Here is a 19,742-nt window from a genome sequence, read left to right as displayed (position 1 = left end):
ATAATTTGTTATTTTGCCATAATTAGAGGCACCTCTGTGTGAATACGTTTACTCTTCCTTCGTAAGATATACAGTCTGACTTTATCCCATTCGATTGAAGGAGGAACAACTATGTTGTTTGGCTTCAGGAAGCTGGCCAAGGTCTTATTAGCAGGCGTACTGCTGGCGGGTATTGCTGCTTATTCCGGCAACAGCAGTACAAGCGCGGCCGGCGGTGAAGGCTATTATCACACCTCGGGCAACAGGATTGTAGATGCATCGGGTCAAGCGGCGGTGTTCAACGGGCTTAACTGGTTCGGATTCGAGACAGCCAACTATTCTCCCCACGGCTTATGGTCCCGCTCCATGGATGATGTGCTCGATCAGGTGAAGGCTGAAGGCTACAACCTCATCCGGCTGCCCTTCTGCAGTCAGATGTTTGATGCAGGCTCCCAGGCGAACAGCATCGATTACGCCAAGAATCCAGACCTGATAGGTCTGAAGCCGATTGAAATTATGGATAAGCTGATCGAAAAAGCGGGCCAACGCGGCATCCGCATCTTCCTGGACCGTCACCGTCCGGACTCCGGCGGCCAGTCGGCGCTGTGGTATACGGCTGCCTATCCGGAATCGCGCTGGATCAGCGATTGGGTCATGCTTGCGGAGCGGTATCTCGGGAATCCGGTGGTCATCGGTGCGGATCTGCACAATGAACCGCACGGCGACGCCAGCTGGGGCACGGGCGTGCTCGCCACCGATTGGCGGCTTGCCGCCCAGCGCGCCGGCAATGCGATTCTTGCAGTTAACCCGCACTGGCTGATCATCGTCGAGGGTATCGAGAAGAATGTGCAAGGCAATACTAGCGGGTATTGGTGGGGCGGCAATCTGACCGGGGTGCGCAATTATCCGGTTGTGCTGAATGTGCCGAATCAAGTGGTATATTCACCGCATGATTACGGTCCCGGCGTCGCCTCGCAGACCTGGTTCAGCGACCCTGCCTTCCCGGCCAACATGCCGGCGCTGTGGGATGCCACCTGGGGATACATCAGCAAGGAAGGGATCGCCCCGCTGATCGCCGGTGAATTCGGCGGCCGCAGTGTGGATACCGCATCGGTAGAAGGCAAATGGCAAAATGCGCTGGTCGATTATATCGGCACGAATCAGCTGTACTGGACCTATTGGAGCCTCAATCCGAACAGCGGCGACACAGGCGGCCTGCTGCTTGATGATTGGGTCACCTGGAACGCGCCCAAGCAGGCGATGCTGGACCGCATTATGAAGCCGGTTACGTTTACGCCCATCGGCAATACTCCCGGCGGTGAGCCGGGCCCGGTAACGATCGCCGTCACTCCCCTCTACCGGGTCGGCGATACCGGCAGCGCCACCAATTCGATCCGGGCCGATCTGCGGCTCACCAGCTCCTCCAGTATCGCCATTCCGCTGAGTGAGCTCACCGTCCGCTACTGGTATACCAGTGAAGGAACTACCGGCCAAACAGTAGAAATTGATTATGCTGCGATTGGCAAAGCCAATATTACCACTACCGTTGTCCCGCTTAGCACGCCAGTGACCGGTGCGGATACGTATGCGGAGTTCTCCTTTAAAGCCGGTGCAGGCACCCTGGCGGCTTCCGGGAACAGCGGGGATATCCAGTTCCGCATCCATAAGAACGACTGGTCCGGCTACAGCCAGGCCAATGACTACTCCTTCGCCCCGGCTTTGACCGGCTTTGCCGCGAACAGCCGGATCACGGTATACCGTAACGGCGTATTGATATCCGGTGTGGAGCCCTGATCCTCGTATACAGGCAGCACTAAGAAACGTAACGAAGGCGCCTCATGGGCGCCTTTTGCCTTTTACCTTTGGCCTCAGGCCTTTTGCTCACGTTTACAGACTCTACTATATAAGTTGAACTTAAGATTAGCCTGAATAAGGCCGGAAAGTGAATTAAAGTTATGGACTTCCGTACGCTGCCCATTCCCGTTCTCCAGATGAATACCGTTAGTTGCTGTTGAATTCGCTGCAGCAGGCTCTATCCGGCTCTGTTTAGGTATGATGAACGAGAAGCAACCCCTATTCAACAAGGATAAATGTATTTCGTACAACTATTTGTAAGGTATGCACCCATTTTTGAAGGATAGATGTATTTTGTGCAACTAAAATCAGCATATGGGGATCAAACTGCCCTAAAGCAAGAAGATAGATGTACGATATGCAACTATAGCCGGGAAACGGCCTGTTTAGATGGATATAGTTGTACAAACTGCAATTAGCAGCTTTGCAGCGGGTAGTGAGGTCAATAAGAGCAATAGCTGCTGCCGCCTTTAGTCATGGGCGCTCTTGGCCTTCCTCATGATTTGACCTGTGTGGAGGATAATCACGATCTACATTTCATCAGCTTAAAACGATGACAGCCCGTGCTTCGCCTATCAGCTTTACTGCGGAAAGCCATCAGGCGGTGGCCGGAACCGCAACAAGCGGTATAAATCAAGAAATCTACGGACGGGAAACAACCGGAAGTCCAAAGGTTTTCTTGCGTCACGGCTAATCCCAACACAAAAATCTTTAGTTCAATCTATATAGCAAAACAGAACGAACTTACATATTGGCTTCCGCCGATTCCCATTTGACAAAGCATAGATTTAAGTTTAAATTTAAGTTGTTTAAACCTATTAACTATTTAAAGCAATTAACTATAGCTGGAGACGGGGTGCCACTTGGATAAGCGGGAACAGCTTTCGCACTTGATCAGCAGGCATATGATGACTCTGGTAGCCAGTTACGCCAAGCTGCTGGACAACTCCTTGACGGCGCCGCAGTATTTGATCCTGCAGTCGCTGGCCAGGCAGGATATGCAGACCAGCTCGTATTTTGCCGGAATGCTGGACGTTACCCTGTCGGCCATTACGAATCTGACGGGCAAGCTGGTGCAGAAAGGGTATGTCGAGCGCATCGCCTCGGAGACCGACCGGCGGCAAGTCTTTCTGAGAATTACCGATCAGGGGCGGGCTGTAGAAGAACAGATGCTGGAGCGCTATAGAGTGTTGACGGACGGTGTGTGGGATGACTTCTCCGACAAGGAGCTGAGCCTGCTGATATCTTCTTATGAGAAGATGATCGGTAATCTGGAGCGCCAAAGCGGAAATGGGAAACAGGAGTATGCTCGGAAGCTATAAACCAATAACTTACGGAGGGATTTAATATGGGCAGATTAGACCATAAAGTTGCAATCATTACAGGAGCCGCCGGCGGTATGGGCAAAGCGGATGCATTGTTGTTCGCCAAGGAAGGCGCCAAGGTGGTCATCACCGATCTACAGGAAGACAAGCTCCAGGAGGTTGTACGGGAAATTCAGGAGAGCGGCGGCGAGGCCTTAGGCTTGAAGCAGGACGTTACCTCCGAGGCCGATTGGGTACATGTGGTCGATACGGCCATTGAGACGTTCGGGCAAATCCATGTTCTGGTCAACAATGCGGGGATTTCCGACCCTACCCCGTTTATGGAGCAAACCGTCGAGCACTGGGAGCGGACCATGCGCATTAACCTGACCAGCATTTTTCTCGGGCAAAAGCTTGTCATTCCGCATATGATCGCTGCCGGCGGCGGCTCCATCATCAACATCTCCTCGATTGCCGGCCTGACGGGCGGCAGCGGCGCCGGACCTTACACCGCGAGTAAAGGCGCCGTACGACTGCTGACCAAAGCGACTGCCGTTGATTATGCGAAGCATAATATCCGTGCCAATTCCATTCATCCGGGGTATATCGAAACACCGATGACCGAGGATCTGCTGAAGGATGAGAAGATGAAGCAATGGTTCTACTCGCAAACGCCGCTGCAGCGTCTCGGGACTGCCGAGGATATCGCCAAGGGCGCGTTGTTCCTGGCTTCGGACGAATCTTCATACATCACCGGTGTGGAGCTGCCGATTGACGGCGGATATTACGCCAAGTAAGCCCGGACTAGCCGACCGCATATTAGGTTTACAATAGACTCGTACGATAAGGGATTCCCCTGATTGTACGAGTCTTCTGTCTTCCCGGTGCTAGAACGCCAGCTGTACCGAACCATCCTCATAAATGTCTACCCGCTGCGCGCACAGGAGCATTCCGGGTCCGGTGGCAGCACCTTTCTCGCGGATATCCCGCTCTCTGCGCTCCCAGATGTCACGGTCATGGATGATATCGTACAGATAATAGCTTTCGGAATTGGCCGCTTCCAGCTCCTCGACAAACACAAAGCCCTCAGCGAACAGACTGCGGAACCATTCGGCCGCCTCGGCATGCGAGACGAACCCCGGGAGGTCTGCGGCAAAGGACTCCGACAGGTACCGCTGCTTCAGCCGGCCGATGCGGACATAATAATCTTCCAGATTATGCTTAGTAATCACGGATAGGCCTCCTTGTTTAGAAATTTTGTCTAAAAATATCACACTCTCCCGCGTCCGGATATGATATTCTGCATGCACAGCAAAAAAGATGACCCTCCTGATCAGGAAGGTCATCTTACTGTACACTTAAATGTCTTTCTTGATAAAGATCCGTGAAGAGATCAGATATGAAGCGTATATAAGGATCATACAGGCCAGAATTAGCAGGATCACCGGCAGCACATGATCCGCTGAACCCGTTGCAATCCATTCCCCCGCCGCCGGGAACCATTCCAGCAGCTTGTTAAAGGCGGAAACATTGAGCATGATCAGCATGATAAAGATGAAGTTCACAATCTGGGTGCCCTTTTGCCCCAGCCAATAATGCAGCGGTAAGTAGAGCGAGGCCAGCACGAGAAATAAAAGCAGCATCAAGGCAATCTCCCGCCAGGCCGGCGGAGTATCAATCTTGCCGAGGGCAAAAGCTGCGGCGTACAGAACCAGCGTACAACAAAAGCTTAACAAAGCGTATGGAAACAGCGCCAGATACTTGGCTCTTACAATATCCTGCCGCTGCAGCGGCAGACTGACCAGAAAGCGCTGATTGTTCTGCTGCACATCCAGTGTACAGCCATTGATCAGCAGCAGCATCGCCGGAAACAGCGTGAACATCGTGTACTGGTCCATCACCGTGTATCCCATAATCATATAATAAGGGATGAAGAGCAGCAGCATTCTCTTTATCAGCACAAAGTCTTTACGGATCAGATAAAAGGCGCTAGACATGAACGGCACTCCCTTTTACAGTAAAGTACATGATTTCTTCAAGTGTAGGCGTCTCGCAAATGGCATTATCCTGGAAAAACCGCTCTACATCACTCCGCTCCTTAGCCAGCCCCTCAAAGCCATGGGCATTCTCACGCACACCGACGAACATACGCCGCACATCACGGTCCAGCAGCTCCTTCCCGCCCTTTACCAGCACATACTGCTCGGCTAGCGCCTCCTTCATCTCGTGAAAGATGATACGCCCGTCATTAATAAAAACTATATAATCGGCAATCCGGTCCAGATCGGTTGTGTTATGGGTGGAGAACAGAATCGTCTTGCGCTCATCCTGGATATGCTCACTGAGCAGATCAAGCAGCTCCCGGCGGAAGACAGGATCAAGTCCGGAGGTCGGCTCGTCCATAATGAGCAGATCCGCTCCATGCGAGAGGGCGACGGCCAGCGAGAATTTGATCTTCATGCCTTTGGAGAGATCCTTGATCTTCTTGCCGGGGGGCAGCTTGAACTGCGCTTCATATTTCTGGTATGTATCCTCGTCCCAGCGGTCATAGAAGGGTGCGAGCACTTTCTTCATTTGCTTGACAGTAAGCTGCTCGTAATAAATATTCTCATCGGAAACATAACCGATACGCGCCTTGTTACGGGAGAGCTTCAGCTGATCTTCTTCGCCGAACAGCTTCACTTCCCCCTTATCCGGATGCACCATGCCCATCATCATACGGATGAGCGTCGTCTTCCCTGCACCATTGGGTCCGATCAGGCCGGTAATGTAGCCTTCCTGGATGCCCAGATTCACCTGATGCAGCTGAAATCGATCATAATCCTTGCTGATCTGTTTCATTTCAATACAATGACTCATTTTACGCTTCCTCCTCATACAGCAGCTTCAGCATTTCTGCCAGCTCCGCGTATTCCATCCCCAGCAGTCTGCTCTCGTCTATAACTTCCTTCAGCCGCCCTTCCATCACACGCAGCCGCTGCTCCCGGATAAACTCCGGGTCCGCGCCGGAGACGAATGAGCCCTTCCCGACCACAGAGTTGATCAGCCCCTCCCGTTCCAGCTCCTCATAAGCCCGCTTGGAGGTAATGACGCTGATCTGCAGCTCCTTGGCCAGCTGGCGGATGGAAGGCAGCGGGGTGCCGGAGACCAGCTCACCCTGCAAAATCATTTGGCGGATTTGTCCGACAATCTGGGCATAAATCGGTTCGCCGGAAGTGCTTGAAATCAATAGATTCATGCCTGTGTCCGCATCCTTTGTTTATATTGTATGTAATGTGTATATCTAATATATACACTATGGACAGCAAAGTCAATACCCGCAGCGGCTGCTTCTGCGCTGCGGGTCCAGGCTTAGTTCTGTGTATCGCAGGGCTGCACGGTTCCTAGCCCAGCATTCCGGCTGAGCGGAGAAAAGCGCGGACGATTTGCAGCTGATAATCTACCCGCAAGCGAAAATCGAGGCTCCAGCAAGTCTCGACCGTCACCGCCCTGGCGCCAAGCAGACGCTGCATGGCCATTCTTGAGGTTCCGGAGCGTTCACGCTGCCGCAGATTGAAGGCGTACGCCGGAGTGCCGATGGTCCGGTTCACCTGCTTAATGATCCGTTTCGCTGTTGCGGTAGCCCTGCTGCCGGGGCTGACAATCAGCGTCTGCCCCACCCGTGCCGGATTCTTCTGCGACAGGCCGTTTGCTTCGTGCAGGTCAAGGTACCACTCCGGACGGTGGCTCCTGGCCAGCTGCAGCAAGGCTTCCGACAGCGGATGGGTCGCCCGTGCATTACCGCGGCCCGCCGGGAAGGTGCGGTTCAGATCGGGACGGCCTCTGATCTTGCGGCGGTGAGCCTTCTTATTCACCAGAGGGACGATCACCACCTTCCCCCTGAATAGCAGCAGCTCCCGGCGGCTGAACATAGCGGCAAGCTGCTGCGCCGCACGGATGCTGGCCGGCTCATTGCCGTGTATTCCCGACACAATCATAAAGACCGGACCCGGTTGCTGGCCGCTGACCACAACATAAGGCGTTGCCATCCGGCTGCCTGCAGCCAGTACATGCTTTTGTACAAACACGGACCCTCCACCTCCGTTCCGGTATGCCGCTTCCCTTGCAGGTTATGCAGTTCTTGACGGCGGCTTCTATATACCTATGCGGAATCACCGCTTCCGCTTGGACGCTGCCCGTTACAGTCAGCGGTATGGAGAAATGTTGCATTTGGTCCGGGTCTGCTGTAATCTTCCTAATAGTAATTGCCGCCAGCCGGCGGATCGGGAGGAAGCCATGAATCAGGATCACTATCAGATCAACGAAGCGTTCAATCTGCTTCCGGAGGAGCGGGATTTCACGGTGCTGTTCAGCGGAGAAGCCCGGCCGCGACCCGGGCACCAGATGGGACCCTCCATTCACGAATATTATCTGATCCATACGGTGCTGGAAGGAGAGGGAATGTTCCATAGCGAGGGAGTGCCTTATCCCTGCCGGGCCGGAGATACCTTTGTCATCTTTCCCGGCCTGCTCTTCAGCTACCGGGCGGACCGGTCGAGACCTTGGAGATATGCCTGGGTGGCGCTGCAGGGAGAAGCGGTAGCCGGCCTGCTGGAGGGCATCGGCATCAGCACGGCGCGTCCGGTGCTGCACTCCGCTCACTGGCCCGAGCTTCAGGAATTGTACGAGCACACGCGCCTTTCATTCCGGCAATCCCCTCATCCCCAGCTTGAGAGCCTGGAAGCTTCCGGATGGGCCCGGCTGCTGCTGCATAAGCTTGCCCAGGCCAACCTGGGCGCTCTGCCCGAGCATCCGGGGCAGCTCCCCCAGGCCATTGACCGCCAGGTCGATCAGGCGATCCGCTGGATTACGCTGCAATATCACCGGCAGATCAGCATCGATCATATGGCTGCGACGCTCGGGTATCACCGGGCGCATTTGTCCAAGGCTTTTAAACAAAGAACCGGAATGTCACCCAAGCAGTTTCTGCTGCACACCCGGATGGATAAAGCGAAGGAGCTGCTGCGCGGCTCATGGTCCATCGACAGCATCGCCACTTCGGTAGGCTTTAATGATGCGCTCTATTTCTCGAAGCAGTTCCGCAAGCATACCGGCGTATCGCCAAGCGATTACCGGAACAGGCTGCGGTCGGAAGGTAAATGAACACGGAGCGGTATACAACCTTATAGAGATTTGTTTACCGCTGCTGTATACTAAAGATTCTTGTTTCAATTTTACATAGGGGTATTTACATAGGAGTTTGGGCGATGATAAAGAGGAAGGCCAGGATCGGGGTCCGGTAGAACTCAGGCGTGCCGCTGCTCCTGCGCCGGCTGCCATGCGAGAATACTTCCGCTTAAGAATATTTTATATGATTGTATACGAACAGGCGTTTCATTATCAATGCTTATTTATTCCACCTAAGATTACAATATTGTCAAATTCTCATTTTGGCGTGTTAAGGCCGGAGAAACGGTTTAAGTACAATTTTGAGAAGGATATTTATCTGAAATTGATTGTCGAGGAGATTACCGTGGATTATAAATTAAAGCTTCAGCAGGCTATCCATGCGGGGGTGAAGATACAGGTTCATTTAATCAGCGGAGAGACTTATATGGGCCAATGCCTGAACGGCGACAGGCCGGGCTACTATAGCATTCAGACGGACAAGGGGCTGTTCTCTTTCCCTTCCTGGGCCATCAAACGATTAAAGAACCTGTAGCTGATGAAACCGCAGCCCGCCAACTCCCCATACAAAATACCCTCCACCAAGGTGAAGGGTCATAATGCAAAACAGAATCCGCCCTGCTTACTTAGCAGCCTTGGCAGCGTTCAGGATGGCCGTCAAATAGCCCTTGGTATCCACCAGAGTGGCTCCGCTTACGGCGTCGGCCATTTGTGAAATGCTCTTCTTCGCCAGCACAACTTCCAGTTCTTTAACGGTCTTGCCGGTGGCGTATTTCTCGATGGCTGCGAGGTTCTTGTCATAGCTGACGGTAGACTTCGCTTCTTCCTTCATGTGCTCGCTGTAGTATTTGGTATTGGTCTTCTTCGATGCCAGGACCACATTCGGGTCTTTGTAATTCTGTCCGAAATCCTTATCTGAATTGGGCACTCCCTTAGCCACTTCCGAGCTCAGGAACTGATAGTCGTCCAGTGAGGCGGCGATGATTTTGCCGTTCTGCACTACAGCAACCGCTACCGTGAAGCATTTGGTGCCATGAGCTGCAGCCTCAACCCGGCCTACCTTAAGCGGCGCACTGGCCGCTGAGCTGACATTGTTCAGGACTCCGCTGTTGCCGATTCCCACGATCGAAAGTGAAAGCCCCGCTACCAGCACTAACTTTGTAACTTTATTCACAAACATTCCCTCAGCTATGAAATTAGAAGCAAACTCCCGTAATGGTTGTACCAATTTATGGACAGCCTCCGCTGTTACAAATGTTACCTCCTATACATATTTTAGTATTCCCGGATGACTCACCCGCCCTACTCCCCTTCCGGCTGCTTCCGGCACTGGTACAGCTTCTGTTTTGCTGCTACACTGATGCTAGAGATTTCCATTCTGGACAGGAGGCAACCCATGATTCCTTATGAACATGTTATTTCCTTGCGCATGAAACGCCAAATGCTGCTGCATCCGGCTGACACCGCTGAATACGGCGAACTTTACCGTGACCTCTCTCCGGGGCTAAATGAATACTGGTGCGGCTTCGGCAACCCGCCAAGCCTGAGCTTCCGGGCCAGCTTTGACGATATGCAGTATAACCGGGAACGTCTCCTTGCCAGGGAGCTGGTCAAAGGCCGCTTTCAGGGCGGCAATCTGGGCTGGATTGAACGGGAGGATCTGGAGCTGTTCGCCGGACTGTACCGCAAGCCGATGGATTCACTTAACGAGGTACAGGCCCGGCTGCTTACGCTGATCACAGACAACGGTCCCATCAATATCCAGACCATGAAAGAGATCACGGGCATGCTGGTCAAGGAAATCACGCCAGTCCTCCACCGTTTCCAGGAAGCCTTTCTGGTCGCCGAAGATCAATATAACGGAGAATGGGACCGGGGCTGGGTGCTGTTTGCCCAGATGTACCCTGAGCTGAGTGTAAGCAGATATACACGGCACGAGGCGCTTACCATTGTACTGAAGCGCTTCGCTTACCGGCTGCCGCTGTTCGACCTGGACATGGCCAAATCCTACTACAAGCTGCCGGTCAAGGAGCTCAAAGCCGCCGTGGCCGAGCTGGTCGGGACCGGTGAACTTGTAGACACTGGCGCCGGCTACATCCTGAGCGGGGATGAAGCGGAGCTGTCTGCCCAAGGGGAGCCGGAGCAGGTGCGTGGGGTATTGGCGCTGCACCGGAACGATTTCCTGGTGAAGACTCATGAACACGTACTCAAGGCGCTGTACAAGCATGAACAGTATGACATTCTGTATTATCTTCTGATCGACGGTGAATTTAAAGGCGCGCTAATGGGACATTTCAAGAATGGACCTTATATTCTGGATGATGTTGTACTGAAGCTGCCTGAGGGCGAAGCTGCTGAACGCCAGGACGAGATTATAGACGCCATCTACCGCGTGAACAGCCGTGAACATAGTCCGCTGAAACGCTTCTTGGGTGAGGAGTACCAGAGCAATCTTACATAAGAGACGGGCAGCGTCAGTGCCTGTACAGGAACCAAAAAAGCGGAGCAAGGGCACGCCCTTCTCCGCTTTCGTTATGCCCGGACCCGGCCGGATGGCCGTGCCGGAGCAGCCTTTTGAATCCCAAATTTGTAACCATAAGTTACCATAAAAACGCTCATAATACAAGGATTTCCGCGATCCGCTGCTTAAATAGGCCTGCCGGGGGCTCAATATGCACTGCTAGCCAACCCTACCCGCTTATTTCAACCTGTAGCGGCTTTGTCTAAATGATCCGGGCCCACCTATAATGATGACATTAATGCAATGAGCAGAAAGGAGCGGCCAGCAATCATGGTCAAAAGAACAGCCGTCTATCAGCATGTGGTTACGGAGGGAACCCATTACGAGGTGGGCCGGCAGCTTGGAGCAATCATCCGGGAAAAAGAATCGCTTGTACGCTTTATGTCCTCTCCCTTTATGAACGGACCGGCATTGCAGGCATCAGCAGTCCATCATGCGATGGACCGTATCGAACAAATCAATCCGGGGCTGAATGAGGAAATAAGGGGATTTGCCGATGAGCTTCAATTGAAGGCCGAGCAAGTGGTCTTCTACTACTCCTATATCCAGCCCCAGGGACACTGCAGCCAGGCAGCGCTTCATATTAAAGACCCGGCAGGAGCACAGACGTATCATATGCGCACCTATGATTATGGCTGGGAGGATGAGCCGTATAATCAGCTGCTGCTGACCACGACCCGGGTAACCGGGAAACCGCGGCATATCGGCTTTGCGCTTCAACTGTTCGGAAGGTACGACGGGATGAACGACGAAGGACTCAGTGTGACGACCACTTCGGGAAGAATGCGGCCGGAGATGACGGAGGAAGGCTTTGTGTTCCCGGCTGTAGTGCGGGCGCTGCTCGACCAGTGTTCAAGCACCAAAGAAGCAGCAGCTCTCATCCGCAGTATCCCGATTTGTGATTACCGCAACTATCTGATTAGCGACCGCCATGGTAAGATTGCGCTGATCGAAGCAGCCGGCTCGCACATGGAGGTTGAAATGATCCGGCCATCTGCTGCAAACGAGCATGTGAAGCTGGCCGTATCTACGAACCACTACACCCTTCCCGCTATGCTGCAGCATAACAGAGAGGTGATGTACAACTCGAAAGCCAGACTTGACGCGTTACACGCTGCTTTCGCCTTTCTGGACACCTCTCCGGACACCGCCGATGCCGCTGCACTCCTGAAGCAATTGGCTGGCAGAACCGCGCCGGACGGGGTATGCTGTCATCACTACAGTGAGGGGTTCGGAACGATGTGGTCGATGCTCTTTGACAATGTGGAGCGGACCTCGCAGATCTGCTTCGGTTCACCGGCACTGAACGATTGGCGGACCTTTGGCTTCAGCGAACCGGCTGGAGAGAATACGTATACTGCGATTCTGCCGGACGAACCGTCACAAGGGCTGTTCTGGAGCCATGCGTAGTAACTGCGGGAGCCCAGCGGCGTACCACTGTAGTTCCGGAAATGCCGCATTACCGGCTAGGCATGACTTTACCCAGAATCTCATGGACAAAAGCCGTCTTGGCTGCGCCATAGGCTTCCCTGTCTTCCCGGTACTGCACTGCGAGAGCCTGCTTCAATTCCCCGTAAGCTTGGCAGGCAGCGGAATGCTCGCGCAAATAATTGCGAAAAGCGATATGCTCGAGATACCCTTTTCCGTCCTTGGGGCATACATACAGATGATATTTCATGAATCCGTCTTCCCTGGTACTGCGAAAAGCCTCCCGGCCTTCAATACCCTGGTTGCCTTCATGCTCATATCCGTATTGGCCAAGACGTTCAATGATCTGCGGCAGGAGATCGTAGCTTTCCATAACCAGATCAATATCGATAATCGGCTTGGCAGGCAGACCCGGCACAGAGGTACTGCCCACATGCTCGGCAGCGATAATCAAATCTCCGGCAATCTCCAGCATGCGCTCCTGAATGCGCTGAAACTCGCTTGTCCAGGCAGGGTCATAAGCAGCAACCACCACCGGATTAACACCCGCAGAATTATTAGGCAAAGCAATCACCTCGTGAGTTAGATTAGGATTCGTATGGTTATAACAGAGCAGCCCGCGAACCGGCAGCATAAAAATCCCTTCGCCACCTCATATTAAGGATGACAAATGGAGGTGATTCCCATGCCCAAAAACAATGCCGATGCCAAATACAGCCGTGCCAACAACAAGGCAGACAGCAAAGACAACCGTTATGACGCGGCCCATTTTACGGAAGAACCCGAACCTTTAAAGAACAGTAAGGAAGCCGATTATGTGCCAAGCCTGAACAATGTCCCCAAGAATATAACCTGATTAGCCTAAGCTGAGCTGCTTGGTCCGTCCCCGGGGCGGGCAGGCAGCTTTTTTGGTGGAACCTTTCATTTGTCAAAATGCAAAGAATAGCTGCTGGGTCCGCATATTATTGACTTGCCGCTGCCTGCGGTGATACTGTTGGTGCTAGGCGTAGGCAAAGGAGTGTCAGTGATGAAGAAGAAGGCAACGCTTAAGGATATTGCCGCCCTGGCGAATGTATCTGTGGCAACGGTTAGTTATGTGCTGAACAATGTGCCGAATCAGACCATTCCCGATCATACCCGTGAGAGCATCCGGCAAATTGCCAGGGAGCTGAATTATGCGCCGAATCTGGCCGCCCGTTCACTCGTTAAGCAGCGCAGCGGTCTGGTCGGAATTCTGCTCAATAAAACGGCGGAGCTTCCCTTCTGGAGCCGGCAAAGTCATATGTGTCTGGTCGAAAGCCTGGAGCTGCTCCTGACTGAAGCGGGTTACCATACGCTGCTGGTCAGCCTGAATCCGGAAGCGCCGGCCATGGACATTATCCGGGAACGCAAGCTGGAAGCGGTATTCGTGATCGATGTCAGAGACGATATGTTTTACCGGATCTCCTCGAACTTTATGGAGGGGGTGCCGGTTATTTTGCTGAACAGTAAAATTGACGATCCCTTGTTTAACCAGGTGAATTATAACTATCCTCAAGCTATTGAAGCCGCGGTAGCCTCTTCTCCTGCTGCACCGTGTTTAATTGTAGAGCATTTCCACAATGCCGCTTTGACGGAATGGATTACCGGCAGCTCAGGTCTGCCGCAGCAGAATATACATAAGATGCCGCAAGGCAGCGATGCGCTTGACGGGCTGGAAGATTTCGTGAGAGCGAATCCGGAGCGTCATTTGATTGTCACCAATGAACTGCTGGCCGTCGTTATCCACCGAATGCTTCCCAATCCTTCTATTACTGCCCTATGCACCTGCGGATTGCCTGAGCTGTTGCCGCAAGGCTTACACACTGTCCGCTTCCTGAATAACCGCGCTCAAGCAGCAATGCATGTGATGAACGCACTTCGTGCAGGTGTAGCCGCTCCTGAACGCAGTGGCAACCAATTTTTGGTTGATGTTTTGACTTAAATCTTTTATAATAACTTAAACGTTTAAGTTAAGCGAAAAAAATGAAGTCCGTCTATGTTATGAAGCTATGTCAAGCGACAAATTAGGAGGTATTCCGTTTATGGAACCGTCAAGCGCTCCGCTCCTCATGCCCGCATCAGCTGTAGAAAGGCAGTATCCGGTATTATACAAGAATAAAGTGTTTTTGCTCCTGTTCTCCGCCAGCACCTTAACCGTCCTGGGAAATGCCTTTCATAGCCTTGCACTCAGCCTTTGGGTGCTCCAGGAAACCGGCAGCGCCAAAATGATGAGCATCATGACGGTGTCCAATATGATCATCTGCTCACTGCTCGGCAGCATTGCAGGTACACTAGCCGACCGGATCAACCGCCGTAAGCTGATGCTCTGCGCTTATCTGGTGCAGAGTGCAGCGGCACTGTGTATCGCCTTGACCATGACTTGGCCGCATCCTCCCTTCATCCTTCTGCTCTGCCTTACGGCGCTGGTCACGTCAGCCGGACAATTTCATGCGCCGGCCTTTCAAGCCTCGCTCCTGACCGTCGTCGGCAGAGAACATATCCAGCGGGCTGCGGGGTGGATGACGTTATCCGAGAATATTTCCCGTTCGACAGGCTATGCGCTTGGCGGGATGTTCGTTGCCGCCTTCGGCGGTGCGCCGGCGATCCTGATCGACGGCATGACCTTTCTGGCAGCCTTCGTGCTCGTAGCGGCGGCCGGGCCGTTCGCCGCTGCGGCCGGCAAGTCCCGCGTCAAGCAATCCTTCAAGCAGGACATCGCCGGCGGCTTCCGCTTTATCTGGGGCAATCCGTTCGCCCGGGCCGTCACGTTCATGCTTCCCATGCTGACGTTATTCTTCCTCTCCTCGCTGATGTTGACCCAGGTTATGGCTGTTCAGGTCTGGAAGGCTACCCCCTTTCAGTTCGGGCTGATGGAAAGCTGTATCCCTCTCGGGTATATGCTTGGCTCCGGACTGATTCTCCTGCTGGGCGACAGAATCCGCCGCCGCGGTCTGGTGGTCTGCATAGCCTTGCTGCTGCTCGGGCCCCTGTACACAGCTCTTTCATTGGTTACAGAGATGTTCATAGCTATCGCTTTGATTCTGCTGATCGGGGTTACCTTCTCTTTCTCAACGCTGCTGATTAACATTATCCTCCGGCTGGAGGTACCCGAGGAGCTGCAGGGCCGGCTGTTCGGTGTGCTCGGTTCAGTCATGACCGTTGCGCCTCCACTGGGGCTCGCACTGTTCTCCACAGCTTCTGACAGCTTTGGCCCGCCTTCGGCCATGCTGGCTGCAGGGGTGCTGCTCTTCACGCTCGCAACTGCTGCTGTGCTGAAGTTTAAGGCGATCCGAATATATAATTAGGAATTCTCATTCGACACTAACTCGTACCTTGACCGCATCAAATTGTAGCTATGCACCATCTATTTGCGAGTAAGGCTGGAGACGTCCGCACTTACATCCCTTTCTGTCCTGCTTTTCGTTAGGTGAGCTTGGTTTGTGGATTATGGTCGATTTTTCGCCTACGTTTTGCTCTGTTTAGCTTCACTACAGCTCATTGTGGTCGGTTTAACGACTATAATGGGTCTGTTTTCCTCCACGGCAAGACATTGTGGTCGATTTTTCGCCTACAATAGGATTGATTAGCCGGATTGTGCTGTTTGTCGGCCTGTTCACGGGATGTGGAAAATCGCCACCTAAATTCTTCTGTGTTTCAACTGTACGTTAGTGTTTGCATCGCCGAATTGGCTGCTTAGAACGGTTCGAGCAAGAAGTGACTGCGTGGGAAGTGAATGCGTGGGAAGTGAATGCGCGGGAAGTGAAAACAAACCAGGCTTAGAAATCAGTGCAATGGCACTTTGCAACCGAGTAAGCTAGAGGGGAATTAAAGCACTTATTCTATGAAATTTGCATAGGTCAAGGTACTAGGGGGGTTTCCCAACATTAAGAGGGTTGACCTTACCGCTGATCATCAGCGGTTACAGGTCAACCCTCGTTGGTTGTACTATGGATGATCCGGCTGCCGCCACTGCTTCAGCACCTGGATTAACCCCGGAACATCGAGTCCGTCGAGCGCAAACGCCTTGCGCAGCAAGTCATGCGGAATGAATTCGTCATACTTGCCCAGATATGGCGCTTCGTCCGGGCCCAGCAGCACCAGCGGATCGGAGGCGGCAGCGGTCTCCGCTATAATCGCCTCCTCCAGCGTCTCTGCGTCGGCCTTGCCGGCAACAACCATATAATACGGCTCCATCGGCATTACCGTACGCAGGCCGAGCGGGCCCTTCAGGTTGTTCTTGAGCAGCCGTTCCAGCGTGCGGAACTGGCGGCTGCCGGCCCAAGGCAGGATGAAGACCGAGTCTCCTCCGGCCGGAAGCACCGAGCGGGTCAGCAGACCGCTCTCCTTGGCCAGGCGGCGGGCCCGTTCCAGGCGGGCGGCGGCACTGGGCGCCAGATACGGATACAGCGCGGTAGAGCCCAGAATCTCGCGGATTTTGGTCATAATGCGGGTATGCATATCCCCGCCACCGCCAACCCAGAGCGTATCGACCTTACCGCGCGAGCCCTTGACGTAGACTGCCTTGTGGCGGTTATCCACCTCTTCCACCTTCCACAGCTTGCCGGCCAGGGAGAAGCAGTAACCCGGAGGCGGGACGGTGGTAATGGAGCCGATCTCTTCCGTTCCGTTATACACCACATGCTCTTCGTCGTCCTTGAATACCGCATAGAAACGGAAGTTGTTGACGATCTTCTCTCCGGCGAGGCCGATTAGCAGCCCGCCTTCATCCAGCTTCTCGATATGACCCATGCCGAGCATATATTCCATGAAGGCATCGTAGTCCTCGGAAGCGATGCTCCGGAAGGATGGCAGGCCAAGCACCGCTTCCTTCAGGTCCTCCGGCTCCGCCTCGCCCATGCTCTTGAGGATGCTCATCGTCTGATGATAGAGCAGCCCGACCGGGAGCTGCCGCACGTTCAGCGGCTCTACCCATTTCTCGCGCACGTACAGCTCGATGACGGCAATGGCCCGCAGCAGCGTCCACGGCATCCGCGCCGGAAGCTGCGCCTCTTCGTCCTCCTCCTCCGGCGTGACGAAGACCATCTCGGAGGCGGCATCGCCGCGCCGTCCGGAACGCCCGAGCCGCTGCACGAAGCTCGCGCAGCTGTATGGCGCGCCGAGCTGCACCACGCGCTCCAGCTCGCCGAGGTCGATGCCGAGCTCCAGCGTCAGCGTCGCTGCGGCCACGGCCGGGCCCGGGCCCTGGCGCAGCGCGGCCTCCGTCTCTTCACGCAGCATCGCGGAGATGCTGCCGTGATGCACATAGAACACGTCGCGTTCGCCGCGCTTGGCCGCGATCCGCCGCATCTCCAGGATGGCCTCCTCGGCATCGCTGCGGCTGTTGGTGAAGATCAGCGCTTTCTTCAGATGCGTGTGATCATACACGAAGGTATGGTACGCCTGCTTCGCCCGCTCCAGATGCTCGGCCTCTTCTTCATTGCGCGCATCCGGGAAGGAGAAATGCTCCACGCTGAGGCGCAGCTTCCGCCCGCCCTGCGGCGCAGATACCTCCACGCTCTCCCGTGTCCCGGCGGCCAGCCATTCCGTCACAGAGGCGTAGTCGCTGAGCGTGGCCGACAGACCGATCCGGCGCGGGCGGCAGCCGGCCATCCGCGATAGCCGCGCCAGCAGGCTCAGCACCTGGATGCCGCGGTCCGCGCCCATGAAGGCATGCACCTCGTCGATGATGATGAACCGGAGATCATGGAACAGCGCGGGTATCGCGTTCGGCCGGTTCATCAGCAGCCCTTCGAGCGATTCCGGCGTAATCTGCAGCACACCCGAAGGATTCTGCATCAGCTTCGTCTTATCGGCCTGGGGCACGTCGCCATGCCAATGCCAGACCGGAATGTTGCCTTCGCGCAGCAGATCGTTCAGGCGGGCAAACTGGTCATTGATCAGCGCCTTGAGCGGCGCGATGTAGAGAATGCCTACCGAGCGCGACGGTGATTCATACAGTTCTGTGAGCGCCGGGAAGAATGCAGCTTCCGTCTTGCCCGAAGCCGTGCCTGAAGCGATCAGGAGATGATGCGGCGTATCGAACAGCACGCGGCAGGCATCCACCTGGGCTTCGCGCAGCGTCTCCCAGCGGTTCTTATAGATAAATTCCTTGATAAAAGGCGCCAGCCGGTGAAAAGGATTCCCGCTCATAGGTCAAACTCCGCAAGAAAGCCGTCCAGCTCATTCTCCTCGGCCTGCGCCGGCTTGGCCTTGCGCTCTCCGACCAGCTGCTCGAACGTAATATCCGGATGCTGGCTCAGCGTATGCAGCAGGTCCATGAAGTCGCGGATCACCTCGCGGGGGGTGAGCAGCTCATCCGCGCCCAGCCGTCCGACCGCCTCCTCCATGAAATGCACCAGTTGGGCCTGCGTCAGCTTGGGCTCATAGCCATAATGAAGCGCATGAATATCGCGCAGCTTCTGCAGGAGCACCAGGATCTCCTCATGCGAGAGCATCTCAAGCGCCACAATCGGCCCGGTATAGTTGTTCAGTCCGGCGGAACCGTAACGCCCCGAGACGAGGCGCGAACGCAGCGCTTCATAGCTGAACAGCCCGCGCCGCCCGTCTTCCACGAACTGCGGCGTGCCTCCGATGAAGATGCCCAGCCGCTCCGCCTTGCCCTGCATCGTATCATTGAACATTGTCAGCAGCTTCTCATAGTTACTCTGACGCGATATGCTGTTTGTGATCTTGTAGAGATTGACGCCTTCATCTATGAACAGCAGCAGTCCTTTATAGCCGATGGCCCCGGTGAATTCCGCCCAGAGCTTCATATAATCGTACCAGTTGTCGTCGTCGATGATGACGCCGACCCCAAGTGCATTCCGCGCTTCGGTGCGGGTGGCGAATTCGCCGCGCAGCCAGCGCAGCGCATCCTGCTTCTGCCCGTCGTCGGCGAGCTTATGCCCGTTCCAGTAAGCGGCCAGCACCTTGGCAAAGTCAAAGCCGTGCACCAGGCCGCGCATCTCCGAGGTAACCGCGTAAATGCGCTGTTCCACCTCCGTACCAAGCTCCGGAGAACCGGGCGTGTAGCCTGTCTCCTGCATCGCCGCCTGCTGCAGCGACATGATCCACTTCTGCAGCATCAGCTCCAGCGCCCCGCCGTCCGGCCGGGTGCGTGTGGAGAGATGGCTCATCAGCTCGCGGTAAGTGGCCAGGCCCTGGCCCTTAGTGCCGACGAGCCGCCGCTCCGGCGACAGGTCCGCGTCCGCGACCACGAAATTGCGGTCCATCGCGTAGTTGCGGATCATTTGCAGCAGGAAGCTCTTGCCGCTGCCGTACCGGCCCGTAATCAGCTTAAAGGCGGCTCCGCCCTCCGCGATATTGTCCATATCCCGCAGGATGGCCTCCACCTCGGGCAGACGGCCGACCGCGATATGCTCCAGCCCGATGCGCGGGACAACGCCTGCCGTCAACGAATTGACGAGCGCGGTGCTGACCCGCTTCGGAATTTTCAGTTCACTCATGCC

General features: G+C 54.7%; 19 protein-coding genes. 10 read left to right on the top strand and 9 right to left on the bottom strand.

From position 1 onward, the window contains the following. Window positions 1-111 precede the first annotated feature (111 nt). The 3 genes from F1379_RS16560 to F1379_RS16550 all read left to right on the top strand — a co-directional run bounded on the left by F1379_RS16560 (window position 112) and on the right by F1379_RS16550 (window position 3,934). Window positions 112-1,773, top strand: a complete 1,662-nt coding sequence (locus F1379_RS16560; protein WP_150271752.1) for a cellulase family glycosylhydrolase — start codon at window positions 112-114, stop codon at window positions 1,771-1,773. Window positions 1,774-2,696: 923 nt separating this feature from the next. After that, complete coding sequence (locus F1379_RS16555; protein WP_338046412.1) at window positions 2,697-3,155, top strand: MarR family winged helix-turn-helix transcriptional regulator; 459 nt, start codon at window positions 2,697-2,699, stop codon at window positions 3,153-3,155. 26 nt (window positions 3,156-3,181) lie between these two features. Then, window positions 3,182-3,934: an SDR family NAD(P)-dependent oxidoreductase gene (locus tag F1379_RS16550; protein WP_150271750.1), complete on the top strand. Its 753-nt coding sequence runs from the start codon at window positions 3,182-3,184 to the stop codon at window positions 3,932-3,934. A gap of 90 nt (window positions 3,935-4,024) precedes the next feature. On the opposite strand, the gene F1379_RS16545 is transcribed toward F1379_RS16550, so the two are convergent. The 5 genes from F1379_RS16545 to F1379_RS16525 form a co-directional block, all read right to left on the bottom strand. Next, window positions 4,025-4,369: a hypothetical protein gene (locus F1379_RS16545; protein WP_150271748.1), complete on the bottom strand. Its 345-nt coding sequence runs from the start codon at window positions 4,367-4,369 to the stop codon at window positions 4,025-4,027. 126 nt (window positions 4,370-4,495) lie between these two features. After that, window positions 4,496-5,134 carry an ABC-2 transporter permease gene (locus tag F1379_RS16540; protein WP_150271746.1) on the bottom strand — a complete coding sequence of 213 codons (639 nt, stop codon included), beginning with the start codon at window positions 5,132-5,134 and terminating at the stop codon, window positions 4,496-4,498. Then, window positions 5,127-5,996 (bottom strand): ABC transporter ATP-binding protein, encoded by an 870-nt coding sequence (locus F1379_RS16535; RefSeq protein WP_150271744.1) that lies wholly within the window; start codon window positions 5,994-5,996, stop codon window positions 5,127-5,129. The genes F1379_RS16540 and F1379_RS16535 overlap by 8 nt, the downstream gene beginning before the upstream one ends. A gap of 1 nt (window position 5,997) precedes the next feature. Then, window positions 5,998-6,375: a GntR family transcriptional regulator gene (locus F1379_RS16530; protein WP_150271742.1), complete on the bottom strand. Its 378-nt coding sequence runs from the start codon at window positions 6,373-6,375 to the stop codon at window positions 5,998-6,000. A gap of 145 nt (window positions 6,376-6,520) precedes the next feature. Continuing rightward, window positions 6,521-7,204: a M99 family carboxypeptidase catalytic domain-containing protein gene (locus F1379_RS16525; RefSeq protein WP_150271740.1), complete on the bottom strand. Its 684-nt coding sequence runs from the start codon at window positions 7,202-7,204 to the stop codon at window positions 6,521-6,523. A gap of 208 nt (window positions 7,205-7,412) precedes the next feature. On the opposite strand from F1379_RS16525, the gene F1379_RS16520 reads away from it, so the two are divergent. Continuing rightward, on the top strand, window positions 7,413-8,279 hold the full coding sequence (locus F1379_RS16520; protein WP_150271738.1) for an AraC family transcriptional regulator: 867 nt from the start codon (window positions 7,413-7,415) through the stop codon (window positions 8,277-8,279). A gap of 370 nt (window positions 8,280-8,649) precedes the next feature. After that, complete coding sequence (locus F1379_RS16515) at window positions 8,650-8,838, top strand: hypothetical protein (protein ID WP_150271736.1); 189 nt, start codon at window positions 8,650-8,652, stop codon at window positions 8,836-8,838. Window positions 8,839-8,925: 87 nt separating this feature from the next. Here the strand turns inward: F1379_RS16515 and F1379_RS16510 are convergent, their stop codons facing one another. Continuing rightward, window positions 8,926-9,477, bottom strand: coding sequence for a hypothetical protein (locus tag F1379_RS16510; protein ID WP_203457121.1), 552 nt, complete (start codon window positions 9,475-9,477; stop codon window positions 8,926-8,928). 222 nt (window positions 9,478-9,699) lie between these two features. Here F1379_RS16510 and F1379_RS16505 point away from each other — a divergent pair, with 222 nt between their 5' ends. Together F1379_RS16505 and F1379_RS16500 are read left to right on the top strand one after the other, a co-directional pair. Continuing rightward, the gene (locus F1379_RS16505) at window positions 9,700-10,764 is read left to right on the top strand and encodes a hypothetical protein (RefSeq protein ID WP_203457120.1); all 1,065 of its coding nucleotides are present in this window, start codon (window positions 9,700-9,702) and stop codon (window positions 10,762-10,764) included. A 330-nt stretch (window positions 10,765-11,094) separates the two neighbouring features. Further along, window positions 11,095-12,234 (top strand): C45 family autoproteolytic acyltransferase/hydrolase, encoded by a 1,140-nt coding sequence (locus tag F1379_RS16500; RefSeq protein WP_162551186.1) that lies wholly within the window; start codon window positions 11,095-11,097, stop codon window positions 12,232-12,234. Window positions 12,235-12,283: 49 nt separating this feature from the next. Here the strand turns inward: F1379_RS16500 and F1379_RS16495 are convergent, their stop codons facing one another. Beyond that, window positions 12,284-12,817, bottom strand: a complete 534-nt coding sequence (locus tag F1379_RS16495) for a GrpB family protein (RefSeq protein ID WP_239004703.1) — start codon at window positions 12,815-12,817, stop codon at window positions 12,284-12,286. Between the two features lie 120 nt (window positions 12,818-12,937). Between F1379_RS16495 and F1379_RS29780 the strand changes: the two genes are divergently transcribed. From F1379_RS29780 to F1379_RS16485, 3 genes are all read left to right on the top strand, one after another. Further along, window positions 12,938-13,108: a hypothetical protein gene (locus F1379_RS29780; protein ID WP_162551185.1), complete on the top strand. Its 171-nt coding sequence runs from the start codon at window positions 12,938-12,940 to the stop codon at window positions 13,106-13,108. 171 nt (window positions 13,109-13,279) lie between these two features. After that, window positions 13,280-14,215, top strand: coding sequence for a LacI family DNA-binding transcriptional regulator (locus F1379_RS16490; protein WP_150271728.1), 936 nt, complete (start codon window positions 13,280-13,282; stop codon window positions 14,213-14,215). A 100-nt stretch (window positions 14,216-14,315) separates the two neighbouring features. Next, window positions 14,316-15,578 (top strand): MFS transporter, encoded by a 1,263-nt coding sequence (locus F1379_RS16485; protein WP_239004702.1) that lies wholly within the window; start codon window positions 14,316-14,318, stop codon window positions 15,576-15,578. Window positions 15,579-16,218: 640 nt separating this feature from the next. Here F1379_RS16485 and F1379_RS16480 read toward each other — a convergent pair. Beyond that, the gene (locus F1379_RS16480) at window positions 16,219-18,423 is read right to left on the bottom strand and encodes a DEAD/DEAH box helicase (protein ID WP_150271726.1); all 2,205 of its coding nucleotides are present in this window, start codon (window positions 18,421-18,423) and stop codon (window positions 16,219-16,221) included. Next, complete coding sequence (locus F1379_RS16475) at window positions 18,420-19,739, bottom strand: ATP-binding protein (RefSeq protein WP_150271724.1); 1,320 nt, start codon at window positions 19,737-19,739, stop codon at window positions 18,420-18,422. The genes F1379_RS16480 and F1379_RS16475 overlap by 4 nt, the downstream gene beginning before the upstream one ends. Between the last annotated feature and the right edge of the window lie 3 nt (window positions 19,740-19,742).

Source organism: Paenibacillus tepidiphilus, from assembly GCF_008635795.1.
GTDB lineage: Bacteria > Bacillota > Bacilli > Paenibacillales > Paenibacillaceae > Paenibacillus_AQ > Paenibacillus_AQ tepidiphilus.
Note: the sequence above shows the minus strand (reverse complement) of the source record. Positions and strands in the feature narration are given on the sequence as shown.

Bases quoted from the DNA above. Each gene is read 5' to 3' on its own strand.
- F1379_RS16500 (WP_162551186.1), top strand. From the start codon at position 11,095: ATGGTCAAAAGAACAGCCGTCTATCAGCATGTGGTTACGGAGGGAACC.
- F1379_RS16480 (WP_150271726.1), bottom strand. From the start codon at position 18,423: ATGAGCGGGAATCCTTTTCACCGGCTGGCGCCTTTTATCAAGGAATTT.
- F1379_RS16475 (WP_150271724.1), bottom strand. From the start codon at position 19,739: ATGAGTGAACTGAAAATTCCGAAGCGGGTCAGCACCGCGCTCGTCAAT.
- F1379_RS29780 (WP_162551185.1), top strand. From the start codon at position 12,938: ATGCCCAAAAACAATGCCGATGCCAAATACAGCCGTGCCAACAACAAG.
- F1379_RS16505 (WP_203457120.1), top strand. From the start codon at position 9,700: ATGATTCCTTATGAACATGTTATTTCCTTGCGCATGAAACGCCAAATG.
- F1379_RS16535 (WP_150271744.1), bottom strand. From the start codon at position 5,996: ATGAGTCATTGTATTGAAATGAAACAGATCAGCAAGGATTATGATCGA.
- F1379_RS16560 (WP_150271752.1), top strand. From the start codon at position 112: ATGTTGTTTGGCTTCAGGAAGCTGGCCAAGGTCTTATTAGCAGGCGTA.
- F1379_RS16550 (WP_150271750.1), top strand. From the start codon at position 3,182: ATGGGCAGATTAGACCATAAAGTTGCAATCATTACAGGAGCCGCCGGC.
- F1379_RS16540 (WP_150271746.1), bottom strand. From the start codon at position 5,134: ATGTCTAGCGCCTTTTATCTGATCCGTAAAGACTTTGTGCTGATAAAG.
- F1379_RS16490 (WP_150271728.1), top strand. From the start codon at position 13,280: ATGAAGAAGAAGGCAACGCTTAAGGATATTGCCGCCCTGGCGAATGTA.
- F1379_RS16520 (WP_150271738.1), top strand. From the start codon at position 7,413: ATGAATCAGGATCACTATCAGATCAACGAAGCGTTCAATCTGCTTCCG.
- F1379_RS16530 (WP_150271742.1), bottom strand. From the start codon at position 6,375: ATGAATCTATTGATTTCAAGCACTTCCGGCGAACCGATTTATGCCCAG.
- F1379_RS16485 (WP_239004702.1), top strand. From the start codon at position 14,316: ATGGAACCGTCAAGCGCTCCGCTCCTCATGCCCGCATCAGCTGTAGAA.